Annotated in this window: 21 protein-coding genes; 5 read left to right on the top strand and 16 right to left on the bottom strand. The window is 70.8% G+C overall.

Features of this window, described 5'->3' with window-relative positions; all coding sequences use genetic code 11:
* Nucleotides 1–151: 151 nt before the first annotated feature.
* From pheT to infC, 7 genes are all read right to left on the bottom strand, one after another.
* Nucleotides 152–2,662, bottom strand: a complete 2,511-nt coding sequence (gene pheT, locus ACZ5CR_RS08910) for a phenylalanine--tRNA ligase subunit beta (protein ID WP_468855125.1) — start codon at nt 2,660–2,662, stop codon at nt 152–154.
* Nucleotides 2,662–3,798, bottom strand: a complete 1,137-nt coding sequence (pheS, locus tag ACZ5CR_RS08905) for a phenylalanine--tRNA ligase subunit alpha (protein ID WP_468855123.1) — start codon at nt 3,796–3,798, stop codon at nt 2,662–2,664. Before pheS ends, pheT begins: the two co-directional genes overlap by 1 nt.
* A gap of 187 nt (nt 3,799–3,985) precedes the next feature.
* Entirely contained in the window at nt 3,986–5,128 is a 1,143-nt protein-coding gene (locus ACZ5CR_RS08900; protein ID WP_468855121.1) for a sensor histidine kinase, read from the bottom strand.
* A gap of 55 nt (nt 5,129–5,183) precedes the next feature.
* Entirely contained in the window at nt 5,184–6,029 is an 846-nt protein-coding gene (locus ACZ5CR_RS08895) for a TrmH family RNA methyltransferase (RefSeq protein WP_468855120.1), read from the bottom strand.
* 193 nt (nt 6,030–6,222) lie between these two features.
* Complete coding sequence (gene rplT / locus ACZ5CR_RS08890) at nt 6,223–6,606, bottom strand: 50S ribosomal protein L20 (RefSeq protein ID WP_030356289.1); 384 nt, start codon at nt 6,604–6,606, stop codon at nt 6,223–6,225.
* Between the two features lie 94 nt (nt 6,607–6,700).
* Nucleotides 6,701–6,895, bottom strand: a complete 195-nt coding sequence (rpmI, locus tag ACZ5CR_RS08885; protein WP_135330421.1) for a 50S ribosomal protein L35 — start codon at nt 6,893–6,895, stop codon at nt 6,701–6,703.
* A gap of 105 nt (nt 6,896–7,000) precedes the next feature.
* Nucleotides 7,001–7,684, bottom strand: coding sequence for a translation initiation factor IF-3 (infC, locus tag ACZ5CR_RS08880; protein WP_468855517.1), 684 nt, complete (start codon nt 7,682–7,684; stop codon nt 7,001–7,003).
* 390 nt (nt 7,685–8,074) lie between these two features.
* On the opposite strand from infC, the gene ACZ5CR_RS08875 reads away from it, so the two are divergent.
* Nucleotides 8,075–8,452 carry a DUF1844 domain-containing protein gene (locus ACZ5CR_RS08875; RefSeq protein ID WP_468855117.1) on the top strand — a complete coding sequence of 126 codons (378 nt, stop codon included), beginning with the start codon at nt 8,075–8,077 and terminating at the stop codon, nt 8,450–8,452.
* Nucleotides 8,453–8,504: 52 nt separating this feature from the next.
* On the opposite strand, the gene ACZ5CR_RS08870 is transcribed toward ACZ5CR_RS08875, so the two are convergent.
* Genes ACZ5CR_RS08870 through ACZ5CR_RS08860 form a run of 3 tightly spaced genes read right to left on the bottom strand, consistent with a single transcriptional unit; the run spans nt 8,505 to nt 11,429 of the window.
* Nucleotides 8,505–9,239, bottom strand: coding sequence for an SseB family protein (locus ACZ5CR_RS08870; RefSeq protein WP_468855114.1), 735 nt, complete (start codon nt 9,237–9,239; stop codon nt 8,505–8,507).
* A gap of 31 nt (nt 9,240–9,270) precedes the next feature.
* A complete protein-coding gene (gene mycP, locus ACZ5CR_RS08865; RefSeq protein WP_468855111.1) occupies nt 9,271–10,440 on the bottom strand; it encodes a type VII secretion-associated serine protease mycosin in 1,170 nt (389 codons plus the stop codon).
* Nucleotides 10,437–11,429, bottom strand: a complete 993-nt coding sequence (locus ACZ5CR_RS08860) for a hypothetical protein (RefSeq protein ID WP_468855110.1) — start codon at nt 11,427–11,429, stop codon at nt 10,437–10,439. The genes mycP and ACZ5CR_RS08860 overlap by 4 nt, the downstream gene beginning before the upstream one ends.
* A 142-nt stretch (nt 11,430–11,571) precedes the next feature.
* On the opposite strand from ACZ5CR_RS08860, the gene ACZ5CR_RS08855 reads away from it, so the two are divergent.
* Complete coding sequence (locus ACZ5CR_RS08855; protein WP_468855108.1) at nt 11,572–11,991, top strand: hypothetical protein; 420 nt, start codon at nt 11,572–11,574, stop codon at nt 11,989–11,991.
* A 530-nt stretch (nt 11,992–12,521) separates the two neighbouring features.
* On the top strand, nt 12,522–13,724 hold the full coding sequence (locus ACZ5CR_RS08850) for an amino acid deaminase/aldolase (RefSeq protein WP_468855105.1): 1,203 nt from the start codon (nt 12,522–12,524) through the stop codon (nt 13,722–13,724).
* A gap of 46 nt (nt 13,725–13,770) precedes the next feature.
* Here the strand turns inward: ACZ5CR_RS08850 and ACZ5CR_RS08845 are convergent, their stop codons facing one another.
* The 6 genes from ACZ5CR_RS08845 to ACZ5CR_RS08820 all read right to left on the bottom strand — a co-directional run bounded on the left by ACZ5CR_RS08845 (nt 13,771) and on the right by ACZ5CR_RS08820 (nt 21,087).
* A complete protein-coding gene (locus ACZ5CR_RS08845; protein WP_468855103.1) occupies nt 13,771–14,757 on the bottom strand; it encodes a DUF2510 domain-containing protein in 987 nt (328 codons plus the stop codon).
* A 28-nt stretch (nt 14,758–14,785) separates the two neighbouring features.
* On the bottom strand, nt 14,786–16,081 hold the full coding sequence (locus ACZ5CR_RS08840; RefSeq protein ID WP_468855100.1) for an HAD family hydrolase: 1,296 nt from the start codon (nt 16,079–16,081) through the stop codon (nt 14,786–14,788).
* Between the two features lie 34 nt (nt 16,082–16,115).
* Nucleotides 16,116–17,435: a haloacid dehalogenase-like hydrolase gene (locus ACZ5CR_RS08835; protein WP_468855099.1), complete on the bottom strand. Its 1,320-nt coding sequence runs from the start codon at nt 17,433–17,435 to the stop codon at nt 16,116–16,118.
* A gap of 93 nt (nt 17,436–17,528) precedes the next feature.
* Nucleotides 17,529–18,311: a 3-oxoacyl-ACP reductase gene (locus ACZ5CR_RS08830; protein ID WP_468855096.1), complete on the bottom strand. Its 783-nt coding sequence runs from the start codon at nt 18,309–18,311 to the stop codon at nt 17,529–17,531.
* Between the two features lie 6 nt (nt 18,312–18,317).
* Entirely contained in the window at nt 18,318–19,715 is a 1,398-nt protein-coding gene (locus ACZ5CR_RS08825) for an aldehyde dehydrogenase family protein (protein ID WP_468855095.1), read from the bottom strand.
* Between the two features lie 7 nt (nt 19,716–19,722).
* Nucleotides 19,723–21,087 (bottom strand): glutamine synthetase family protein, encoded by a 1,365-nt coding sequence (locus tag ACZ5CR_RS08820; protein ID WP_468855092.1) that lies wholly within the window; start codon nt 21,085–21,087, stop codon nt 19,723–19,725.
* Between the two features lie 77 nt (nt 21,088–21,164).
* Between ACZ5CR_RS08820 and ACZ5CR_RS08815 the strand changes: the two genes are divergently transcribed.
* Together ACZ5CR_RS08815 and eat are read left to right on the top strand one after the other, a co-directional pair.
* On the top strand, nt 21,165–21,911 hold the full coding sequence (locus ACZ5CR_RS08815) for a FadR/GntR family transcriptional regulator (RefSeq protein ID WP_468855090.1): 747 nt from the start codon (nt 21,165–21,167) through the stop codon (nt 21,909–21,911).
* A gap of 160 nt (nt 21,912–22,071) precedes the next feature.
* Complete coding sequence (eat, locus tag ACZ5CR_RS08810; protein ID WP_468855088.1) at nt 22,072–23,520, top strand: ethanolamine permease; 1,449 nt, start codon at nt 22,072–22,074, stop codon at nt 23,518–23,520.
* Nucleotides 23,521–23,543 lie beyond the last annotated feature (23 nt).

The following is a 23,543-nucleotide window of genomic DNA, read 5'->3' as shown; positions in this document are numbered from 1 at the left end:
GACCGATTCTGTCGACCACATGAGCCGCTCGGGACAGAGAGGGCTTTCTTGCCACTCAAACGAGTGAAGGGCGTACCCGGAGGTCCGGATACGCCCTTCTTTGTGCCTCTTGTGCGCCTCTTGTGCGCCTGGTGGCGACTACTGGCGGTGACTACGCTCCGCGCAGCACCGCGCCCGTCCGCTCCGTCGCCAGGGCGACAGCGGCGTCACGGGCCGCGGAGGCCTCGTCGACGGTCAGCGTGCGGTCGGTGGCGCGGAAGCGCAGCGCGTACGCGAGCGACTTCTTGCCCGCACCGATCTGCTCGCCGGTGAAGACGTCGAACAGGCGGATGGACTCGAGGAGTTCACCCGCGCCCTCGCGCAGCACCTTCTCGACGTCGGCGGACGGGACGCCCCCGTCGACGACGAGCGCGACATCCTGCGTGGCGACCGGGAAGGTGGAGATCTTCGGCCCCTGCGGGACACCGGCGCTCGCGTCCTCGAGACGGTCGAGGTCGAGCTCCATCGCGCAGGTGCGCGCGGGAAGACCGAGCGTCTTGACGACGCGCGGGTGCAGCTCGCCCGCGTACCCGATGACGTGCTCCGCACCGTCGATCACGACGGCGAGTTCGGCACACCGGCCCGGGTGCCACGGGCCGTACTGCCCCTGGCGCACGAGCAGTTCGGTGCCCGACTCGGCGGCCAGAGTACGCGCGGCCTGGACTGCGTCGGACCACTCGGCCGGACGGCCCTTGCCCCACCAGCCGGCCTGCTCGCGGGCGCCCGCGAGGACGACGGCGGCGTGCCGCGGCTGCACGGGGAGCGCCTCGGTCAGGGAGGCGATCTCCTCGGCCGTGGGACGGCGGTCGACGGGAAGGCGCACCGCGATCCGGGCCTCGTCACGCGGCTGGAAGACAAGCCCCGTCTCGAAGAGAGCCAGGTCGTGGCTGCCGCGGCCTTCGTTGCGGCGCAGCGCGCCGAGCAGCCCCGGAAGCAGCGTCGTACGAAGAGCGGGCTCCTCGTCGGAGAGCGGGTTGACCAGCTTCACGACCCGGCGCTTGGGGTCGCCGGGCTCAAGGCCCAGCTGGTCGAAGATCTGCTCGCCGATGAACGGGTAGTTCGGCGCCTCGACGAATCCGCTCCCGGCGAGGGCGCGGCCGATGCGGCGGTGCAGGCGCTGCCGGTCGGTCAGGCCGCGGCCCGCGGGGGGCTTGGGCAGCGTCGACGGGAGGTTCTCGTACCCCTCGAGCCGGATGACCTCTTCGGCGAGGTCGTTCGGCTCGGCGAGGTCGGGACGCCAGGAGGGCACGGTGACGGTCAGGGCGTCCTGGCCGTAGACGTCGCAGCCGACTTCCTGCAGACGGCGGACGACGGTCTCGCGGCCGTAGGCCACACCGGCGACCTTGTCCGGGTGATCGGCGGGCATGCTGATCGTGTGGGGCGCGGAGGGCGCGATGACCTCGGTGACCCCGGAATCGGCGGTGCCTGCCGCGAGCGCGACGAGCAGATCCACCGTGCGCTGCGCGGCGGCGGAAGCGGCCTGCGGGTCGACGCCGCGCTCGAAGCGCTTGGCCGCCTCGGAGGGCAGCTTGTGGCGCCGGGCCGTGCGGGCGATGGAGATCGCGTCGAAGTGCGCGGCCTCGATGACCACGTCCGTGGTGCCCGCGGCCTCCGCGTGATCCGTGATCTCGGTGTTGGCGCCGCCCATGACGCCCGCGAGGCCGATCGGGCCGCGGTCGTCGGTGATGACCAGGTCCTCGGCGTCGAGGACACGCTTGGTGCCGTCGAGCGTCGTGAACTTCTCGCCCTGCTCGGCACGGCGGACGCCGATCGTGCCCTCGATGCGGGAGCGGTCGTAGGCGTGCAGGGGCTGGCCGAGCTCCAGCATCACGTAGTTCGTGATGTCGACGGCGAGCGAGATCGGGCGCATGCCCGCCTTCTGCAGACGGCGCTGGAGCCAGATCGGCGAGCGGGCCTCGGGACGCAGGCCGGTGACCGTGCGCGCGGTGAAGCGGTCGCAGCCCATCGGGTCGGAGATCTTGACCGGGTAGCCGTGGGCGTTCGGCGCGGGTACGTCCAGGAGCGCCGGGTCGCGCAGCGGCAGGCCGTACGCGATGGCGGTCTCGCGGGCGACGCCGCGCATCGACAGGGCGTAGCCGCGGTCGGGCGTGACGGCGATGTCCAGGACCTCGTCGACCAGTTCGAGCAGCTTGATGGCGTCGGTGCCGACCTCGTGCTCGGGCGGAAGGACGATGATGCCGCCGCTTCCGTCGTCGCCCATGCCCAGCTCGTCGCCGGAGCAGATCATGCCGTGCGAGGTCTTGCCGTACGTCTTGCGCGCGGCGATCTTGAAGTCGCCGGGCAGGACGGCGCCGGGCAGCACGACGACGACCTTGTCGCCCACCGCGAAGTTGCGGGCGCCGCAGACGATCTCCTGCGGCTCACCGGTGCCGTTGGCGGAGCCGACGTCGACGGTGCAGAAGCGGATGGGCTTCTTGAACTCCGTCAGTTCCTCGATGGTGAGGACCTTGCCGACGACGAGCGGCCCGGTGAGGCCCGCGCCGACCTGCTCGACGGTCTCGACCTCGAGGCCGACCTCGATCAGCTTGGCCTGTACGTCACGGCCGGTCTCGGTGGCGGGGAGATCGACGTACTCCCGCAGCCAGGAAAGCGGGACCCGCATCAGATCTCCATCCCGAAGGGCCGGGTGAACCGGACGTCACCCTCGACCATGTCTCGCATGTCTTCGACGTTGTGGCGGAACATCAGCATCCGTTCGATGCCGAACCCGAAGGCAAATCCGCTGTACTTCTTGGGGTCGACGCCGCAGGCGGTGAGCACCTTCGGGTTGACCATGCCGCAGCCGCCGAGCTCGATCCAGCCCTCGCTGCCGCAGGTGCGGCAGGGTCGGTCGGGGTTGCCCACGGACTCGCCACGGCAGACGTAGCAGACCATGTCCATCTCGGCGGACGGCTCGGTGAACGGGAAGTAGTTCGGGCGCAGGCGCGTCTTCATGTCCGCGCCGAAGAGCGACTGGACCATGTGGTCCAGGGTGCCCTTGAGGTCGGCCATGGTCAGGCCCTCGTCCACGGCGAGCAGCTCGATCTGGTGGAAGACCGGGGTGTGCGTCGCGTCCAGCTCGTCCGTGCGGTACACACGGCCGGGGCAGACGATGTAGACGGGCGGCTCGCGGTCGAGCATCGCGCGGGCCTGCACGGGCGAGGTGTGCGTGCGCAGCACGACACCGGACTCGTCACCTGCCGCGTCCTTGGCGCCCTTCGGGCCCTGGACGAAGAACGTGTCCTGCATCTGCCGGGCCGGGTGGTCCGGGGTGAAGTTCAGGGCGTCGAAGTTGAACCACTCCGCCTCGACCTCGGGGCCCTCCGCGATCTCGTAGCCCATGGCGACGAAGACGTCCGCCACACGCTCCATGAACGTGGTCAGCGGGTGCCGGGCACCGGCCGGTACGCGGTCGTACGGCAGCGTGACGTCCACTGCCTCCTCGACGAGCACCCGGGCGTCGCGCTCGGCCTCGAGCTCGCTCTGGCGGGCGGCGAGCGCCTTGCTGACCGCGCCGCGCGCCATGCCGACGCGCTTGCCGGCCTCGGCCTTGGCCTGCGGGGGCAGCGCGCCGATCTCGCGGTTGGCGAGGGACAGCGGCGAGGTGCCGCCGGTGTGCGCGACCTTGGCTTCCTGGAGCTGTTCGAGGTCGCCCGCGGCGGCGAAGGCGGCGAGCGCCTCGTCCCGCATGCGCTCGATCTCTTCAGGTTTCAGTGCCTCGACCTCAACAGGGTCGTACGACTTGTTCGGTGCCGACATCTCTTCCCGTGCTTCCGGTTGGCTGGTGATGGTCCCCGTCTACGACTCGGAGACGAATCGTCCACATAGGGGGACGCAAACGTGCCAAGGATCGAGTCTAACGGGGGTGGCGCAGGTGAATGAGCCCGCGGGCGATGCTCGGGCGGATCAGAAGTGATCAGTGCTGATCAGAGGTGACCAGGGAAGATCAGAGAAGATACGCCGGAGTGCTCACGGGCAACGTAAATCGGAACTGGGCGCCGCCACCGGGCGCCCGGCCGACGGTGATCGACCCGCCGTGCGCCTCCACGATGCCCTTCACGATGTACAAGCCGAGTCCCGTCCCGCCGCGTTTGCTGCCCCGCCAGAAGCGGGTGAAGACACGGCCCATCGATTCCTCCGGAATACCGGCCCCCTCGTCGCTCACGGTCACGGCCGTTTCGGCCCCGCCCCGCTCACGCGGGGACGCCGAGGGTGCCACGTCGATGGTGACGGTTCCTTCGCCGTGCCGCACCGCATTTTCCAGCAGGTTGCTGAGCACCTGGTCGATCTTGTCGGGATCTGCCCAGAGGTCGGGCATCGGCTGCTGGACCCGGACCAGGAAGCGGTCCGCGTCCTGGCCCGAGGCGACATGGGCCTGGATGTGGCGGCCGACGGCGGCACCGATGTCGACGGGCTGACGGCGCAGTTCGAGCCGTCCGGAATCGATGCGCGAGATGTCGAGGAGCTCGGCGATGAGCCGGGTGACGCGGTCGGCGTCGGCGTCCACCGTCTCCAGCATCAGCTTCTTCTGGTCGTCGGTGAAGCGCTCCCACTTGGCGAGCAGCGTCGCGGTGAAGCCCTTCACGGAGGTGAGGGGCGAGCGGAGCTCGTGGGCGACGGTGGCGATCAGCTCCGCGTGGCTGCGCTCGGTGCGGCGGCGGGCCTCGGTGTCGCGGATGCAGACGACGACGCGGCGGACGGGGCCGGTGGGCGCGGTGCGCACATAGCGCGCGGAGACGAGGACCTCACGCCCGCCGGGGAGCAGCAGATTGCGCTCGGGCTGGGCGAAGCGGGTGGCGAGGCCGCCGTACGGATCGGTCAGCTGCCACCAGCGGCGGCCTTCGAGGTCCTCTAAAGGAAGGGCGCGCTCCAGCGGCGCGCCCAGGGCGTCGGTGGTGTGCACCGCGGTGATGCGCGCGGCTGCGGCGTTGAAGCAGATGACGTGCCCCGACTCGTCCGCGACGACGAGGCCGTCGGGCAGGTCGTCCGGGTCGAGACCGAGCCCGTCGAGGTCACCGAGGGCGCCATGGTCCGCGCGAGTACGCGGGACGTCCCGTACTCCCGGTGATCCGCTCGTGCCGATGCTCATTCCCCGTACCCCACCTCTCGGACCGGCGCAGGAGGCCTCCGAGCCCGTCACCCTACTAGCTGCCGGTGACGGAACGGCACCCTCCAGCCGCGCGCTGTGCACGGGCGGACGCATAGAGGCACACGGCCGCCGCCGTGGCGAGGTTGAGGCTTTCGGCTCTGCCGTGGATCGGAACGCGCACCACCGCGTCGGCGAGTGCGCGGGTCTCCTCCGGGAGCCCCCAGGCCTCGTTGCCGAAGACCCAGGCGGACGGGGTGCCCATGGTGCCCTTGTCGAGCTCGTCGTCGAGGTCGTCCTGACCTGCCCCGTCGGCCGCGAGGATGCGTACGCCCGCGTCCTTGAGACCCTGGACGGCCCGCTCGACGGGTACGCCGACGGCGACGGGCAGATGGAACAGCGAGCCGACCGAGGCGCGCACGCACTTGGGGTTGTAGAGATCCACGGAGGCGTCCGTCAGAACGACCGCGTCGGCCCCCGCCGCGTCGGCGCACCGCAGCACGGTGCCGGCGTTCCCGGGGTCGCGTACGTGCGCGAGGACGGCGACCAGCTTGGGCCTGGCGGCGAGAATGCTGTCGAAGGGGGTGTCGATGAACCGGCAGACGCCGACGAGCCCCTGCGGCGTCACGGTCGTCGAGATGTCGGCGATGACGTCCTCGTCCGCCAGGTGCACTCGGGCACCGGCGGTACGGGCCTCACCGACGATGTCGGCGTAGCGCTCGGCGGCATCGACGGTGGCGAACAGCTCCACGAGCGTCTGTGCATGCGCGGCGGCCTCCCGTACGGCCTGCGGCCCTTCGGCGAGAAACAGCCGCTCCTTGCCCCGAAAGTTCCGCTTGCCGAGCCGCCGTGCGGCACTGACACGGGACGACCTGGGAGAGATCAACTCAGGAGCGGCGGGCATGAACTCACCTTCGGGAGATATACGGGCGCCCTGTCAGGGGCGGCCCCGCCAGGGGCGCGGGGAACTGCGCGACCGGCCGAGACGGACCCGCGGACGGCAGCGGACGGACGTCGGCGGACGAGTGGCCGAACAGAAACGGACCCGCAAGCCAGGGCTTACGGGTCCGGACATCACTCTGGACGAGCGACGGGCGTCAGGCCGCCTTGGGGGCGTTGACGTCCGACGGCAGAGCCTTCTGCGCGACCTCGACGAGCGCGGCGAACGCGTTCGCGTCGTTGACGGCGAGCTCCGCGAGGATCTTGCGGTCCACCTCGATGTTGGCGGCCTTCAGACCCTGGATGAAGCGGTTGTAGGTGATGCCGTTGGCGCGGGCAGCGGCGTTGATGCGCTGGATCCACAGCTGACGGAAGTCGCCCTTGCGCTTCTTGCGGTCGTTGTAGTTGTAGACCAGGGAGTGGGTGACCTGCTCCTTGGCCTTGCGGTACAGGCGCGAGCGCTGGCCGCGGTAGCCGCTGGCCGCTTCGAGGATCGCCCGACGCTTCTTGTGGGCGTTGACTGCCCGCTTGACGCGTGCCACTTGTTAACTCCTTGTAGCGGGGCCGTGGTTGGACTCACACGACCCGGTATCGACTGGGTCCCGGTCAGAGTTCAGGCGCGGAGTGCGCCCGAACTCACTTGCCGAGAAGCTTCTTGATCTTCTTGGCGTCGCCCGGGGCCATCTCGGCGTTGCCGCTGAGGCGACGCGTCAGACGGGACGACTTGTGCTCGAGCAGGTGGCGCTTGCCGGCGCGCTCGCGGAGCACCTTGCCGGAGCCGGTGATCTTGAAGCGCTTGCTGGCACCGCTGTGCGTCTTGTTCTTCGGCATAGCGCCGTTCTCTCCTCGTCAGTGGTACTCGGATGCCCGGTCGTGAAACCGGGCATCCAAAAACCGTACGTATCGGTTGGCGATCCCTGGACTCGCGTCCCGAGATCAGGCCTCGGCGGGAGCCTCGGCCGGGGCCTCGGCGGGAGCTTCGGCGACAGCCTCGGCAGGAGCCTCGTCCGGCTCCCCCTCGACGGCGTTCTGCGAGCGGCCCGGGTTGGCCTTCGCGTCCGCCTTGCGGACCGCCTGGGCCTCGCGGGCCTCGGCCATGGCTTCGGTCTTCTTCTTGTGCGGACCGAGGACCATGATCATGTTTCGGCCGTCCTGCTTCGGGTTCGACTCGATGAACCCGAGGTCTTCGACGTCGTTCGCGAGACGCTGCAGCAGTCGGTAGCCGAGCTCCGGCCTGGACTGCTCGCGACCACGGAACATGATCGTGATCTTGACCTTGTCGCCCTGCTTGAGGAACCGGACGACGTGACCCTTCTTGGTGTCATAGTCGTGCGGGTCGATCTTCGGCCGGAGCTTCATCTCCTTGATGACCGTGTGCGCCTGGTTCTTGCGCGCCTCACGGGCCTTCATGGCCGACTCGTACTTGAACTTCCCGTAGTCCATGAGCTTGCACACGGGCGGACGGGCGGTCGCCGCCACCTCGACCAGGTCGAGGTCATACTCCTGTGCAAGCTCCAGGGCCTTGGCAAGCGGAACAATCCCGACCTGCTCGCCGCTGGGCCCGACGAGTCGCACCTCGGGAACGCGAATCCGGTCGTTGATGCGGGGCTCGGCGCTGATGGATCCTCCTCGGTAGCACCACGCGGCGGTCTGGCGGACAGCCGCGTTACGTCTGTTATCTCGACCAACCGAGTGAGTACATAAAAAATGCCCCAACCGATCACAGGAAGGGGCTCCATTACTACCGGAGCACCTCCGCGGTGATCGCGGGGCGCATTTCGGGCCTGCCGTAGTCTCGGGGACTGCGGCTGCCTGACCGGTGACCCGCCGCTCTGAGAGCGACTAGGTGGGAAGCGGAGCCTCCACTTGTGGGCCGGGTCCCTGCGTTGGTACGCGAGTATCCGGCCGGTCGTTACACAAGGTTAGCAGCTCCACAGGGGTGGGGCTAACCAGCGGGCCCACGCACTCCCGCGAGTCACCCCGGGCGGGGCTCCGCTTATCGTGTGGGACATGAGCGACGCGACCCCCACCCCCGAGTCCGCCACCGGTGACTCCCCCGATTTCGACACCCTGACCCGTGACATCGCGGACGTCCCCGCGGTCGAGGTGATCACCACGGTCGCCGTCCACCTGATGAGCGCCGCGGCCGTGAACCTGGGCCTCGCCGATGGCGGCGAGACCCACAAGGACCTGGACGAGGCCCGCAAGCTGATCCACTCGCTCGCCGGCCTGATGGACGCGAGCGCCACGGAGATCTCCTCGTTCCACGCGGCCCCTCTGCGCGACGGCCTGAAGTCGCTGCAGCTGGCCTTCCGCGAGGCGTCCGACGTGCCGGACGAGCCGGGTCAGGGTCCGGGCGAGAAGTACACGGGCCCGATCTTCGGCTGATCCCCCAGGACCTCTCAGCCCTCTCGTACGCGATCAGTCCTCTCGTACGCGATCAGCCTTCTCGTACGTAAAGGGGCTCGCCCGGTGGCGTCGCCTCGGTCGGCAGCAGTGCCAGGTCGAGGCCGTTCAGCAGGCGGGCCCTCAGTGTTTCGTCGGCCGCGATGTGCCGGGCGACCCGCTGGGCGGCTTCGGACGGGTCCGCCGACGCGGCGATGACGAGGGCGAGGGTGCCGTCCGCGGTGCCCGCGCCGAGGTAGGCGCGCAGGACTGCGGGCTCGGCGGCGACGGCCGCGCGCACGGCGGCCGTGACGGCGGGGTCAAAGAGCGGGTCCCGGGTGTGGCGGCCCTCGGAGAGGGCGATCAGGGCGGGCCGGTTGATCTCGTAGGGGACGGGTCCCGCGAGGTCCAGCACGATCGTGTCGGCCTGCTCGTGCGCCGCGGCCTTGAGTGCCTGGTGCAGGGGGACCGCGACGGGCCTGGCCTGCGGGTCCCACAGGGCGAGGGCCTGGGTCGAGGTGAACGCGGGCAGCGCCTTGCGGTCACCCGCCTTGAGGGTGGGGACCGCCATGTCGCTCGACTTCTCGCGGCGCAGTCCGTTCTCGTCCTCCTCGACCTCGCCGAGCACGGCGACCACGGGGACGAGCAGCCGGGCGCCGGTGAGTGCCTCCAGGACGGGGCCGTGGGCCGTGCGGTCCACGGCCCACGCGGTCAGTGCCGCGGTGAGCCGGGGGTCGGCGGACCCGTCGTCGTCGGAGAATCCTGGGTCCGGGATGTTCTTGTTCGCCACGGTCCTGACCCTATCGACCGCGCCCCTTGGCCTATCGGGTGGTGCCGGGACGGGCTCCACGGCGGCCGCGCCAGAGGTAGACCGCCGCCCCCAGGAGCGCCACGCCGAGGCCGCCCGCGACCGGGCCCACCCAGCCGGCGGGTCCGCCGTCGCTCCGGGCCGCGTCCGGGCCCGAACCGAAGTACTTCTCCCCGTACGCCGCGGAGCTCAGCTCCTCGGGCTTCTTCTTGCCGCCCTCGGCGATCGCGGCCGCCGGATCGATGAAGCCGAAGCCGCGTGAGTCGTCGCGGCCCCCACTGGGAACATCGCGGGCGGTGTCCTCCAGGAGCTGCTTGATCTGGGCCGGGGTCAGGCCGGGGTGGGCGGCGCGGATGAGGGCGACGGCGCCGGAGACGAACGCCGATGCGGCGCTGGTGCCCCAGCCTTCGTAGTACTCGCGGTCGGGGTCAGCGATGACGATCTTCTTGCCGGGGGCGCTGACGGTGGCGTACCAGCGGCGGGTGGAGAAGGAGGCGCGGTCGCCGTTCGCGTCGACGGCGGTGGCGGCGATGACGCCGGGGTAGGCCGCGGGGTACGAGATGTGGTCGCCGCGCTCGCCGCCGTTGCCCGCCGACGCGACGACGACGATGCCTTTCTTCAGGGCGTACTGGACGGCCGCGTCCTCGGCGGGTTCGGGGTGGGCGGACTTGGAGTCGTCACCGAGGGAGAGGTTGATGACGTCGGCGCCGTGGTCGGTGGCCCAGCGGATGCCGTCGGCCAGGGCGTTGCCCCGGGTGTTGCGGGCCTTCGAGCGGTCCGGGTCACCGTCCTCCAGGATCACGCGGATCGGCAGGATCTTCGCCTGCGGCGCGATGCCGATCACGCCGTCGCCGCCGCCCGCGCCGTGTCCGTGGCCCGCGATGATGCCGGCCATGGCGGTGCCGTGCCGGGCCCAGGGACGGTCGCCCTTCTTCGCTCCGAACCCGACCATGTCCTTGCCCGCGAGGACACTGCCCGCCAGGTCGGGGTGGTCGCGGTCTATGCCGGTGTCCAGGACGGCGACGGTGATGCCCTTGCCCTTGGTCGTCTGCCAGGCCTGACTGGTGTGCATGGCGTCGAGGGCCCACTGCTGGGCGCGTATGCCGTCGTCCGCGTGCGCGGCGGTGGGCAGGAGGGCGATCGACGCGGCGAGGGCGGCAACGCCGAACCGGCGGATTCTCATGAGGACTTCTCCGTCGCCGCGATGGTCTTGCGCAGCCGCCGCTCGACGCGGTCGGCGATGCCCTTCGCCTCGTTGCCGAGGCCCGCCTGGGCGGGGTCCGTGGCGGCGGAGGTCTTCACGGCCTCGTCGGCGGGCTCGGGTTCGGTGACCGTACGGCCGTCGGCGAAGCCGGAGACCGAGAAGGCGACGACGGGGGCGTCAGGGAGCACGGACACGGTCCAGGAGGCGCGCTGGGCGTCGCCGAAGTCCGCGGCCGGGGTGCCCTTGGCCGCGTACGGCCGTGGCATCAGGTCGGTGCGCCGGTCGAGGCCCTCCTCCGTGAAGCGGGTGCGCAGGGAGCGCATCGCGTCGGCGTCGGCCTTGGTGAACAGCAGGCCCACGGTGGTGACATGGCTGCGGGTCGCGTCCGTGTACGTGGCGCGCAGCAGCCTGAGGCAGCCGGCCGGGGCGAGTGCCTTGCGCAGGAGCGGGTCGAAGGCGTTCTTGCAGTTGCTGTCGGGGGCGACGGCGACCCGGGTCCAGGTGCGGTCGGCTCCGCCGGGGCCCGCGCCCTCTCCCTTGAGGGTCACCGGGAAGAGCTTGTCGACGGGCACGCTGTGCCAGAGCTGGCCCGCCACGGCGTACGCGTTCCGCGTGGTGCCCGGTCCTTCGGAGCCCCCGGTCAGCCAACTCCCGGTGGCCGCGCCCCCGATGAGACCGAGCCCGAGCACGGCGCAGGCGGCGGCCGCGGTCACACGGGGCTGCACCCAGGAGCGGACGGGCCGCAGCCGCGTGGTGCTGTCGTCGTACAGCGCGGGCCTCGCGAACGACACGAAGGGCCGCCCGGCCCCGGGACCCGGCGTCAGATCGACGGCTCCGACCGCGCGGCGGGCGGCGGTCGTTCGCGGGGAGGGAGCCGGGGCGGGGGTGGATATGGGCTTGGGCGTGTGGGCGTGTGCGTGGGGGCGCGTGGGCGGTGCTTCGGGGGCGGGCGCGGATATGCCCGTCACCGCTGGGTCCGACGGCGGCACCGGGGGCATCGGGGGACGCGGTGGATAGCCCGCGGACTCTGGCTCGCTCCCCACGTCCGGTGCGCCGTAGTTCGGCGGGCCGGGAGGGCGCGGCGGGGGTAGGACGGGATCCGGGGCGGTCTTGGGGCCCGGCGCGGGCGTCGGTGTCGTCACTGACGGCGGCGGCGTATCGGGGAAACGCGCCGACGCGGGCGGCGGACCCGACACGGGATCAGAGCCCGGCCCGGCATCAGGACTCGACGCGGGCGTCGATGTCGTCACTGAGGACGGCGGCGTATCGGGGAAGCGCGCCGACGCGGGCGGCGGACCCGACACGGGATCAGAGCCCGGCCCGGCATCAGGGCCCGGCGCGGGCGTCGATGTCGTCACTGACAGCGGCGGCGTATCAGGGAAACGCGCCGACGCGGGCGGCGGGGGCGGCGACTGCTGTGCGTCGGTGGCGGGGTCACCCGTGTTGTCCGTGTCGTCCCGCGATGCCGCGGGCCTCGGCATCCGTACCCGGTCGAAGGGTGCGAGGAGATCCCCGAGGAGGGAGTCCTGATCACCGTCGGCGGGCGCGGGGTCGGTCACCGACGGCGACTGCTCGGCATCCCGGCCGTACTGGGGGGTTCGAGCAAAGGCCGACGGCGGCTGCTCGGCGTCCCGGCCGTCTTCGGGAGTTCGAGCAAATGCCGACTGCGGCAGCACAGGCCCCTGGCCGTCCGGGGACGGCGGGTCCCACGCAGGATCGGTCGGCGGCGGCACGGAGCCCCTGCCGTCCGGGGACGCCGGGGCCGGGTCCGGGTCCGGATCGGCCGTCGGAGGACGCAGGTCCGGAAAGCGCGCGGACGGAGCGGGAGGCGTCGGGGACGACGCGGACGCGGGCGGGCCCGGCGGCGGAGGCGGCGTCGTGGGACGTGGCGGTACGGGAGCCCGTCGCGCTTCCGTGCTCATGCACCCCCCGTTTCCTCGCTCTTCTGCGCGTAACTCTAAAGGCAGATTCCGGCCGTGAGGGAACCAGTCCACGGCCCCGGGCGATCTGCCCGGATCATCCCCCTACCCTCGGGTAATCGTGTCTGGCAGGCTTCGGCCATGACCCCCCGTGCAGCAGACCGGGCCCGCTACGACCGGGCCACCGCACACCTCGACGCCCCCGTCGCGATCGTCGATCTGGAGGCATTCGACGCCAATGCCGACGATTTGGTGCGCCGGGCGGGCGGGAAGCCGATCCGGGTCGCGAGCAAGTCCGTACGCTGCCGTGCGCTGCTCGAACGCGTTCTGGCGCGCGACGGCTTCACCGGGATCATGTCCTTCACGCTCGCCGAATCGCTGTGGCTCGCGCGGTCCGGGTTCGACGACATCCTGCTCGCCTATCCCTCGGCGGACCGCGCCGCCTTCGCCGAGCTGACCGCCGATCCGAAGCTCGCGTCATCGGTGACCGTGATGGTCGACGACCCGGCGCAGCTGCGGCTCATCGACGAGGCCAGGGACGGCGGGCGCGAAGAGGTCCGGGTCTGCCTGGAACTCGACACCGCCTTCAAGATCCTCGGGGGCCGCGTGCGGATCGGCGCTCTGCGCTCACCCCTGCACTCCCCCGCCCAAGTCGCCGCGCTCGCCCGCGCCGTGGCCCGGCGGCCCGGCTTCCGGCTCGTGGGCGTGATGGCGTACGAAGGGCATGTGGCGGGCGTCGGTGACTCGATCGCCGGGCGTCCCGCGCGCTCGCGGGTCATCCGGCTGATGCAGGCCGCCGCCCGCAAGGAGCTCGCTGCGCGCCGGGCCGAGACCATCCGCGCGGTGCGGGCGGTCGCGCCGGACCTGGAGTTCGTCAACGGCGGCGGCACCGGCAGCGTGCAGCACACCGCGGCGGAGCGGGCGGTGACCGAGATCGCCGCCGGGTCCGGCCTGTACGTACCGCGCCTCTTCGACAACTACACGTCGTTCAGCGGGCGTCCGGCCGCGCTCTTCGCCCAGCCCGTCGTGCGCCGCCCCGGCGTGGGCACCGTGACCGTGCTCGGCGGCGGCTACCCCGCTTCGGGTGCCGCGGGCCCCGACCGCTCCCCGGTGCCGTACCTCCCGGAGGGGCTGCGCTACGACCCGCAGGAGGGCGCGGGCGAGGTGCAGACCCCGCTGCTCGGAGCCCCCGCCGACGATCTCCTCATCGGCGACAAGGTGTGGTTCCGGCACGCCAAGGCCGGGGAGTTGTGCGAGCGGTTCGACGCGCTCCACCTCGTCGAGGGCGAACGCGTGACGGCCACCGTGCCGACGTACCGCGGAGAAGGCCAGACGTTCCTCTAGCCTCCGACAGGCCGACAGGCCGACAGGCAGTCAGACCGTCAGGGCGTCAGGGCGTCGCGCCCACGCTGCTTCCCACGCCGCCGCCCGTGTCGCCGTCGCCGACGGCGCGGATCCCCTTGGTGATCTCGTCCATGTCGGAGAGCGGCGGCGCCTCGCCCCCGGCGTCGATGGCGAAGCGGACGATGATCAGCGCCTCGGACCCGAGGCTCGAGGGGAAGGCGAGCGACTGGACGTATCCGCCGGGGCCCTTCTCCGTGTGGACGCGCCAGCGCACGAGGTAACCGGAGCGACCCCCGACCGCGACGTTCCCCTCCTTGACCTTCTCGTGCCGGGCGATGCCGCCGAACGGCTCCATGCCGACCTTGTCCTCGTCGTACGCACGGTCCGCCGCGTCCTTGATGTCGCTCCGGGCCAGCGCCTCGGGCGAGCGTTCGTCGGTCCCCGTCGATGTGCGGGAGTAGACCGTGCCGTGGCGGCAGAGGCTTCCCTCGCCCGGACAGTCGTACGTCTTCGGGGTGCGGAGGGTGGGATCGCCGCCGACCGCGTCGTCGGCCTTCTCCCAGCCGTCGGGAACGGGGATCGTGATGCCGTTGAGCTGGTCGACGAGGGTGGAGGGGTCGGGATCGGCCGCCGACGTGGTGGGCGTCGGGGAGGTCTTCGTGGCCGTCTCCACCGGCTCCGATATGGCCGGTTCGGGCAGCCCGCCCTGTGGGTCGCCGTCGTCCTCGCCCAGGAGCACCGTGCCCGTGACGATCGACGCGACCAGGACGACCCCGGCGGTGGTCAGCGCCACCACCCTGGCCCGGCCTCCTCTGGACGCCCCCGGCAGCGGCTGGACCTGAGTCTCTGCCCGCATCTGTGCCTGAATCTGCGCCTGCGTCGGGCCGAACCCCGGCTGCGCCCCGCCCGTTTGAGGGGCTTCGGGCGCGCGCCGGTGCTCGGTCCACGCGGACCCGTCCCACCAGCGCTCCACATGCTGCGCCGGTGGGGCCGACGGGTCCGTGTACCAGCCGGGAAGGGGCGTCATGCTCATCCCGGCACTCTAGGACGTGCCGTGAAGATCAGAACACCGTGTCCGCCTGATCAGGCACCACCGAGCCGTCGTCGCGCCGGACCGGGCCCTTGCTGCCGTCCGGTTCGTTGTACGCGGCCGTCGAGCACGGGTAGAGGTCGGGCTTCTGCTTCATGGGCTCGATGAACATGGGGTTCACGACCCAGCGGCCGTCGGCGTTGTCGTACGCACGGCACATGACCTCGTTCTTGTTGCGGTTCAGGACGAGGTGCGCGCCCGTGGCGTCGCCGACGAACGTCACGTCCGTGTCGGCGTCACCGCCGCCGAGGGCGATGCGGTGGGAGGGGTCCTGCTTCTCCCAGGCCGCCTTGCCCTTGACGCCGTAGATCTCCTGGTTGATCCAGCAGCGCTTGCCGTCGATGTAGGGGATGGCTTCGCCCTTGTTCACGGGTACGTCGCCACAGCCCTGGTTGTAGGTGGTGATCCGCCCCTTGCGGTCAAGGACCGAGCGGATGGCGATGGTGTGCTTGCGGTCGATGCCGATGCCCTTGGACCAGACCTCCGTCACCGGCTCGGAGCCCGCCGAGACGATGTAGACGTCGAACCCGGCCTTCTTGAGCGTGCGGATCAGGTCGCGCTGCTGGTCGTAGTAGCGGGCGTAGCCGGGGATCTCGTGCGTGCCGACGGTCTGGGTGGCGCCGACGGGTGCGGCCAGGACCTCCTTGCGGGCCTTCGCCGCGTAGGACTCCAGTTCGGGCACGGTGTGCCCGGCGAAGAGCTGGGGCACCCAGGCGTACTGCGGGACGGTGTGCCGGTGGTCCCACTTCCCCGCGAAGGCGGCGGCGCCGCTCATCGTCTTGCCGTCCTCGCGGACCTCGAAGATCTCGTCGGCGCAGTCGGTGTCGGTGGAGGTGGGCAGCGGCTTGCCGACCGGCACCTTCGTGCCGCAGGCCTTGGTGAGCGCCTTGTCGGCCGCGTCCGTCATCCACTTGCTGGTGGACTTCCAGCTGGCGGGGCGCAGGATCTTGTCGTGGTGCAGGGACCAGGCGATCGTCGCGTCGGTGATGTCGTTCTTGACGACGGTGTTGTCCCAGTCGAAGGCGGCGACGGGACGCTTCTGGTCGTGCCCCCGGTGGGAGCCGCAGCGTCCGCGCTCGTCGATCATCTGCTGAAGTTTGGCCCGGTTGTCGCCGTACCAGGTCAGCTTCTTGGACAGCTGCGGGCAATGGGCCTTCGCAGCGGTGGAGTTCGCGGGCGTGGCGGCGGCCGCGGGAAGCGACGCCGGCACGGCCGCCAGCGCGGCGGCCGAAGCCAGCGTCAACGCCAAGGCATGTCTGTTACGCATGCGCATGGACCGTACATGAATCCCTCTGCTCCGGTCAGGGTCCGTGCACCGTGTCCTTCTGGTCGGGGATGACGGACCCGTCGGCGCGGCGCACGGGGCCTTCCTCGCCGTCCCGTTCGGTGTAGCCGGTGGTGGCGCACGGGTACGGCTGCGCGAGCTTGCCCTTGGGCTCGATGAACATGGGGTTCACCAGCCAGCGGCGGTCGCCGTTGTCGTAGGCGCGGCACATCAGCTCGTTCTTGTTCCGGTTCAGGACGAGGCGCAGGCCCGTGGCGTCGCGCAGGAAGGAGATGTCGGTGTCGGAGTCACCGGCCGAGAACACCTGCCGTTTACCGGCCGGTTGCACCTTCTCGGCTGCCGCGCCCCGGACTCCGTAGATCTCCTGGTTGATCCAGCAGCGCTTTCCGTCGATGTACGTGATCATCGAGTCGTCGCCGTCCTCGACCCGGCCGCAGCCCTCCAGATGGGCCGTCAGCTTCCCGTGTGCGGTGACGTTGCGGATGCCGATGGTGTGCCGGGCGTCGACGCCGACGCTCTTCGCCCACACCTCGGCGACCGGCTCGGGCGACGCGGAGACCACGTAGACGTCGAATCCGGCCTTCTTGAGCGTACGGATCAGATCGCGCTGCTGGTCGTAGTAGCGGACCCAGCCGGTGACCTCGCCGGTGCCCACCCGCTGTTCGGTGCCGACGGGCGCCGCGAGGTTCTCCTTGCGGGCGGCGGCCGCGAAGTCCTTGACCTGCCGGGTGGACCAGCCGCGGGTGAGCTGGGCGAGCCAGGCGTACTGAGGTTCCATACGGCGGTGGTCGAAGCCCGCGAAGGCCGCGTCCCCGCCGGTGGTGGTGCCCTCGCTGTAGACGGAGACGATCTCGTCGGCGCAGTTCGTGTCGCGGCGCGTGGGCAGGGTGGTGCCGGTGGCGGGACAGGCCTTGGCGAGGGCTTTGGCCGCCGGGTCGGTGAGGTAGCGGCTCGTGGTGTGCCAGTCGCCGCCGCGCGGCGTACGTATCTTGCTGTTGCGCAGGAGCCAGAACATGGTGGCGTCGCCGACGTCGTTCTTGATGACCGTGTTGTCCCAGTCGAAGGCGGCGACGGGCTTGGTGGCGCCCTTGTGCCCGCCGTCGCCACAGCGGCCGTACGTGTCGATCATCTTCTGGAGCCTGGCCTTGTTGTCGCCGTACCAGCCCCGGGAGACGGTGAGCGTGGGGCACTTCTGGGCCTGGGAGCGGTTGGGCTGCGCGGGCTTGGTGGACTGCGCGGGCTGAGTGGCCTGCGCGGTCGCCTGGACGGTGACGAGCCCGGTTCCGGCGACGGCGAGGACGGCTGCGGCCGCGGCACAGCGGCGCTTGAGGTTCATGAACACACTCCTGTGTCTACGCAGGACAGCCGGGCGTCGTGCGACGCCCGGCTGTCGGGAGGATTGCTGTGGGGTGAACTACACGGAGGGCCGCTACATGGGCGTGACGTACGCGCCCGAGATTCCGCCGTCGACGAGGAAGTCGGTGGCGTTCACGAAGGAGGAGTCGTCGCTGGCGAGGAACGCCACGGCGGCGGCGAGCTCGTCGGCCTCGGCGAAGCGGCCCACGGGGATGTGGACGAGGCGGCGCGCGGCCCGCTCGGGGTCCTTGGCGAAGAGCTCCTGGAGGAGCGGGGTGTTGACCGGCCCCGGGCAGAGCGCGTTCACGCGGATGCCCTCGCGGGCGAACTGCACGCCCAGCTCGCGGGACATCGCCAGGACGCCGCCCTTGGAGGCCGTGTAGGAGATCTGGGACGTCGCCGCGCCCATCCTCGCCACGAACGACGCCGTGTTGATGATCGAGCCCTTGCCCTGGCGCCGCATGTAGGGGATGGCCGCCTTGCAGCACAGGTAGACGGAGGTGAGGTTGACCTCCTGGACGCGCTTCCAGGCCTCCAGGCCCGTGTCCAGGATGGAGTCGTCGTCGGGCGGCGAGATGCCCGCGTTGTTGAAGGCGATGTCGACCGAGCCATAGGTGTCGTACGCCGTCTTGAAGAGCGCGTCGACCTGCTCGGCGTCGGTGACGTCGACCTTGACGAAGGTCCCGCCGACCTCGTCGGCCGCCGCCTTGCCCGCGCTCTCGTCGATGTCGCCGCAGACGACGTGCGCGCCCTCGGAGGCGAGGCGGCGCGCGGTGGCGAGGCCGATGCCGCTGCCCGCACCGGTGATGACGGCGGTGCGGCCCACCAGGCGGCGGCAGATGTTTGCTTCGGTCATGGGTGCTCAGGCCTCCGTGCTTTCCGGGGTTTCCGGGCTGTCCGTGCTGTCAGGGCTGTCCGTGCTGATGAAGACGTTCTTGGTTTCCGTGAAGGCGGCGAGCGCGTCCGGGCCGAGCTCACGGCCGAGTCCGGACTGCTTGTAACCCCCGAACGGGGTCCAATAGCGCACGCTGGAGTGCGAGTTGACGGAGAGGTTCCCGGCCCGGACGGCCCCGGAGACCCGCAGCGCCCTGCTGACGTCCCGCGTCCAGATCGACCCCGAAAGGCCGTACTCGGTCGCGTTGGCCAGGCGGACGGCGTCGGCCTCGTCGTCGAAGGGGATGACGACGGCGACCGGGCCGAAGACCTCCTCCGTCGCCACCGGAGACTCGGGGTCGACGTCGGTGAGGAGGGTCGGCGGGAACCAGAAGCCGGGGCCCTCGGGGGCCGTGCCGTGGATTTTGGCGCCGGTCGGAACGTACGAACGCACCTTCTCCAGCTGGGACCTGGAGATCAGCGGACCCATCTGGGTCTTCTCGTCCGCCGGGTCGCCGACGACGATCGACTCGATGGCGGGCCGCACGATCTCCAGGAAGCGGTCGTACACCGAGCGCTGGACGAGGACGCGGGTGCGGGCGCAGCAGTCCTGGCCGGAGTTGTCGAGGTACGACATGGGGGTGGCGAGGGCGGCGGCCTCCACGTCCGCGTCGGCGAAGACGATGTTCGGGCTCTTGCCGCCGAGTTCGAGCGTCACGCGCTTCACGCGGTCGGCGCACTTGGCCATGATCTGCTTGCCGACGCGGGTGGACCCGGTGAACACGATCTTCGCCACGCCGGGGTGCTCGACCAGGGCGTTGCCCGCGACGTCGCCGACGCCGGGCAGGACCTGGAAGAGACCTTCGGGGAGGCCTGCCTCCAGGGCGAGTTCGGCGAGGCGCAGCGCGGTGAGCGGGGTCGTCTCGGCGGGCTTCAGGATGACCGCGTTGCCCGCCGCGAGCGCCGGAGCACTGCCCCAGGCGGCGATCGGCATCGGGAAGTTCCAGGGGGCAATGACGCCGACGACCCCGAGGGGTTCGAGGATCGTCACGTTCAGGCCGCCGGGCACGGGGATCTGGCGGCCGCTCAGCCGCTCCACTCCCCCGGCCGCGAAGTCGAGGAGATCACGGACGTTGCCGGCCTCCCAGCGGGCGTTGCCGATGACGTGACCGGCCTCGCGCACTTCCAACTGGGCCAGCTCTTCGATGTGTTCGCCCACCACCGCCGCGAAACGGCGCAGCAGCCGCGCCCGGTCGGCGGGGGCCGCGGCGGCCCACTTCGCCTGCGCCGCGGCCGCGCGTACGACCGCGGCGTCGACGTCCTGCGCGGAGGCGGCGGGGACGGTCGCGACGACTTCTTCCGTCGCCGGATTCAGTACCTTGAGCAAGGGTGCCTCACAAGCGTTCGAAGGAGCGGCGGAGCTCCCAGTCGGTCACCGCGGAGTCGAAGGCGTCCAGCTCGACCCGGGCCATGTTGCTGTAGTGCGCGACCACCTCGTCGCCGAAGGCGGCCTTGGCGATGGCGCTGTTCTCCCAGAGCTCGGCGGCCTCGCGCAGGGTGGTGGGGACGTGCGCGTAGTCACCGGTGTAGGCGTTGCCCGTGCACTCCTCGGGCAGTTCGAGCTTCTGCTCTATGCCGTGCAACCCTGCGGCCACGAGTCCGGCGACCGCGAGGTGCGGGTTCACGTCGCCGCCCGGCAGCCGGTTCTCGAAGCGCATCGAGCGGCCGTGGCCGACGACGCGCAGGGCGCAGGTGCGGTTGTCGTAGCCCCAGGCGGCGGCGGTCGGCGCGAACGAGCCAGGACGGAAACGCTTGTACGAGTTGATGTTGGGCGCGTAGAGGAGCGAGAACTCCCGCAGCGCCGCGAGCTGCCCGGCAAGGAAGTGCCGCATGACGGCCGACATGCCGCCGGGCCCGTCACCGGCCATGGCGTTGGCGCCGTCCGCGTCCGCGAGCGAGAGGTGGATGTGACAGGAGTTGCCCTCGCGCTCGTTGTACTTGGCCATGAAGGTGAGCGAGACGCCCTCCTGGGACGCGATCTCCTTGGCGCCGGTCTTGTAGATGGCGTGCTGGTCGCAGGTGACGAGGGCGTCGTCGTAGCGGAACACGATCTCGTGCTGGCCCGGATTGCACTCGCCCTTGGCCGATTCGACGACGAGCCCGGCGGCGGCCATCTCGTTGCGGATGCGGCGCAGGAGCGGCTCGATACGTCCCGTGCCGAGCACGGAGTAGTCGATGTTGTACTGGTTCGCCGGGGTCAGGGCCTTGTAGCCCGCGTCCCAGGCCTGCTCGTAGGTGTCCTTGAAGACGATGAACTCGAGCTCCGTGCCGACGTTGGCGGTGAAGCCGAGCTCGGCGAGCCGGTCGAGCTGGCGGCGCAGGATCTGGCGGGGCGCGGCCACGACGGGCGACGAGTCGTTCCAGGCGAGGTCGGCGATGAGCATCGCGGTGCCGTCGTTCCAGGGGACGCGGCGCAGGGTGCTCAGGTCGGGGCGCATGGCGAAGTCGCCGTAGCCGCGGTCCCAGGAGGACATGGCGTAGCCCTCGACGGTGTTCATCTCCGCGTCGACGGCGAGGAGGTAGTTGCAGCCCTCCGTGCCGTTCTTCAGGACGTCGTCGAGGAAGAACGGGGCGGCGAACCGCTTGCCCTGGAGCCGCCCTTGCATATCGGGGAAGGCCAGGACGACAGTGTCGATCTCGCCGCTCGTGACGAGAGCACGCAGCTCCTCGATCCCGAGCGGGGGTGTGCGGTCTGCCACGGGAAAATCCTCCTTGGGTCAGCCGAGAGCCATAAGGTATTGCCGAGAACCATTGATTGGGAAGGGGGTACGGCCAGATGTCGCACACGGATGCCGACGCGACGGCTTCTTCCGGCGACGACGGGCTCACGCCCGTCCTTCGCCCCGTACGGGCGGGCAACGGCTTCGAGGAGGCCCTGGAGCAGATCCTCCAGGTCGTACGCCTCGGCCTGGTGCCCGGCGGCGAACGCCTGCCGTCGGAGCGTGAGTTGGCCGACCGCCTCGGCATCAGCCGGGTGACGCTGCGCGAGGTCCTGAAGGTGCTCCAGGACCAGGGCCTCGTCGAGTCGCGGCGGGGCAGGTACGGCGGCACGTTCGTGCGTCCGCGCCCCGAGGCGGCCGGTGAGGACGAGCTGCGGCGGCGTGTGGCGGACGTCGACGTCGAGGACGCGCTGCGTTTCCGCGAGGTCCTCGAGGTCGGCGCGGCCGGGCTCTGCGCGGCGCACGGCCTGACCGAGGAGCAGCGGGACCGGCTGCGCACGGCGCTCGCACGGACCCACGAGGCCCCCCTCTCCGAGTACCGCCGCCTGGACACCCTCCTGCACCTGACCCTCGCCGAACTGTGCGGCTCCCCCTCGCTCACCGCGCAGTACGCGGCGGTCCGCGCGAGCGTCAACGACCTCCTGGACTGCATCCCGCTCCTGGTGCGGAACCTGGAGCATTCCCAGCGCCAGCACACCGCCCTGGTCGAGGCGGTGCTCGACGGGGACGCGGACGGGGCGCGGGAGATGATGCGCGAGCACTGCGCCGGTACGGCCGCCTTGCTGCGGGGGTTCCTGACATAAGGGGCGGGGTGTGCGGGGTTTTACGGCGGCGTTACGCAGGGGTCTTGATTTCTCGTACCCGGGACGACAAAGGTATGGATCCGTTCCATTGAGTCACCCGTTCGAGTCGCCCGTCTGAGGCGCCCGTTCCCTTGCGTCACCCGTCCCCAGGAGTCGTGCCATGACCGTGGAGTCCCCCAAGACGAGTAGTACCGCCGAACCGGCGGACGACTATCTGGAGCGCAGGACTCTGCGCCGGGGCAGCGCGGGCTGGCTGCTGCTCACAGGGCTTGGCGTCGCGTACGTCGTCTCCGGCGACTACTCGGGCTGGAACTTCGGCCTGGCGGAGGGCGGATTCGGCGGCCTCGCGATCGCCATGGCGCTCATGGGCGTGATGTACGCGTGCATGGTGTTCTCGCTGGCCGAACTGTCGTCGGTGCTGCCCACCGCGGGCGGCGGCTACGGCTTCGCGCGCCGGGCGCTCGGCCCGTGGGGCGGCTTCCTCACCGGCACGGCGATCCTCATCGAGTACATCCTGGCGCCGGCCGCGATCTCCATCTTCATCGGCGACTACGTGGAGTCGCTCGGCCTCTTCGGCCTCACCTCCGGCTGGCCGGTGTACCTGGCCTGCTTCGTCGTCTTCATCGGCATCCACCTGTGGGGCGTGGGCGAGGCGCTGCGCTTCAGCTTCGTCGTCACGGGCATCGCGGTGGCGGCGCTGCTCGTCTTCGCGGTCGGCGCGTTCATGGACTTCGACGCGTCGAAGCTGAACGACATCGCGGTGGACGGTGACGCCTTCGGCGCCAACTCCTGGCTGCCGATGGGCCTGTTGGGCATCTGGGCGGCGTTCCCGTTCGGCATGTGGTTCTTTCTGGGCGTCGAGGGCGTCCCGCTCGCCGCCGAGGAGACGAAGGACCCGGCCCGCACGCTGCCGCGCGCGATCCGCTGGTCGATGGCCATCCTCATCGTGCTCGCGCTGCTCACGTTCTTCGCGTCGGCCGGGGCGCGCGGCGCGGACGCGATCCAGGGCGCGGGCAACCCGCTGGTGGAGGCGTTGCAGCCGGGCGGTGAGCCGACGGCGCTCAGCCGCATCGTCAACTACGCGGGTCTTGCCGGGCTCGTGGCCTCGTTCTTCTCCCTCATCTACGCGGGCTCGCGCCAGCTCTTCGCCCTGTCGAGGGCGGGCTACCTCCCCCGCTTCCTCTCGCTCACGAGCAGCCGCAAGGCCCCCTACCTGGGCCTCCTGGTCCCCGGGGCGATCGGCTTCGGCCTGGCGGCTGCGACCGGGGACGGCGCGCGGATGCTGAACGTGGCGGTGTTCGGCGCCACCATCTCGTACGCCCTGATGTCGCTCTCGCACATCGTGCTGCGCCGCAGGGAGCCGGGCCTTGAGCGCCCCTACCGCACGCCGGGCGGCATGCTGACCTCGTCCGTGGCGCTGGTGCTCGCCTGCGCGGCGCTGGTCGCGACGTTCCTGGTGGACGTGACGGCGGCACTGATCGCGCTCGCGGTATACGTGGTGGCGATCGCGTACTTCGGCTTCTACAGCCGTAAGCATCTTGTGGCACGGGCGCCCGAGGAGGAGTTCGCGGCGCTCGCCGCCGCCGAGGCGGAACTGGAACGCGACTGAGTACGACTGAGCATGAGGGAGAC

The sequence above is a fragment of the Streptomyces sp. NPDC031274 genome (assembly GCF_055570235.1).
This window is presented reverse-complemented; position numbering and strand designations above follow the sequence as displayed.

Bases quoted from the DNA above. Each gene is read 5' to 3' on its own strand.
- pheT (WP_468855125.1), bottom strand. From the start codon at position 2,662: ATGCGGGTCCCGCTTTCCTGGCTGCGGGAGTACGTCGATCTCCCCGCC.
- pheS (WP_468855123.1), bottom strand. From the start codon at position 3,798: ATGTCGGCACCGAACAAGTCGTACGACCCTGTTGAGGTCGAGGCACTG.
- ACZ5CR_RS08900 (WP_468855121.1), bottom strand. From the start codon at position 5,128: ATGAGCATCGGCACGAGCGGATCACCGGGAGTACGGGACGTCCCGCGT.
- ACZ5CR_RS08895 (WP_468855120.1), bottom strand. From the start codon at position 6,029: ATGCCCGCCGCTCCTGAGTTGATCTCTCCCAGGTCGTCCCGTGTCAGT.
- rpmI (WP_135330421.1), bottom strand. From the start codon at position 6,895: ATGCCGAAGAACAAGACGCACAGCGGTGCCAGCAAGCGCTTCAAGATC.
- ACZ5CR_RS08875 (WP_468855117.1), top strand. From the start codon at position 8,075: ATGAGCGACGCGACCCCCACCCCCGAGTCCGCCACCGGTGACTCCCCC.
- mycP (WP_468855111.1), bottom strand. From the start codon at position 10,440: ATGAGAATCCGCCGGTTCGGCGTTGCCGCCCTCGCCGCGTCGATCGCC.
- ACZ5CR_RS08850 (WP_468855105.1), top strand. From the start codon at position 12,522: ATGACCCCCCGTGCAGCAGACCGGGCCCGCTACGACCGGGCCACCGCA.
- ACZ5CR_RS08845 (WP_468855103.1), bottom strand. From the start codon at position 14,757: ATGAGCATGACGCCCCTTCCCGGCTGGTACACGGACCCGTCGGCCCCA.
- ACZ5CR_RS08840 (WP_468855100.1), bottom strand. From the start codon at position 16,081: ATGCGTAACAGACATGCCTTGGCGTTGACGCTGGCTTCGGCCGCCGCG.
- ACZ5CR_RS08835 (WP_468855099.1), bottom strand. From the start codon at position 17,435: ATGAACCTCAAGCGCCGCTGTGCCGCGGCCGCAGCCGTCCTCGCCGTC.
- ACZ5CR_RS08830 (WP_468855096.1), bottom strand. From the start codon at position 18,311: ATGACCGAAGCAAACATCTGCCGCCGCCTGGTGGGCCGCACCGCCGTC.
- ACZ5CR_RS08815 (WP_468855090.1), top strand. From the start codon at position 21,165: ATGTCGCACACGGATGCCGACGCGACGGCTTCTTCCGGCGACGACGGG.
- eat (WP_468855088.1), top strand. From the start codon at position 22,072: ATGACCGTGGAGTCCCCCAAGACGAGTAGTACCGCCGAACCGGCGGAC.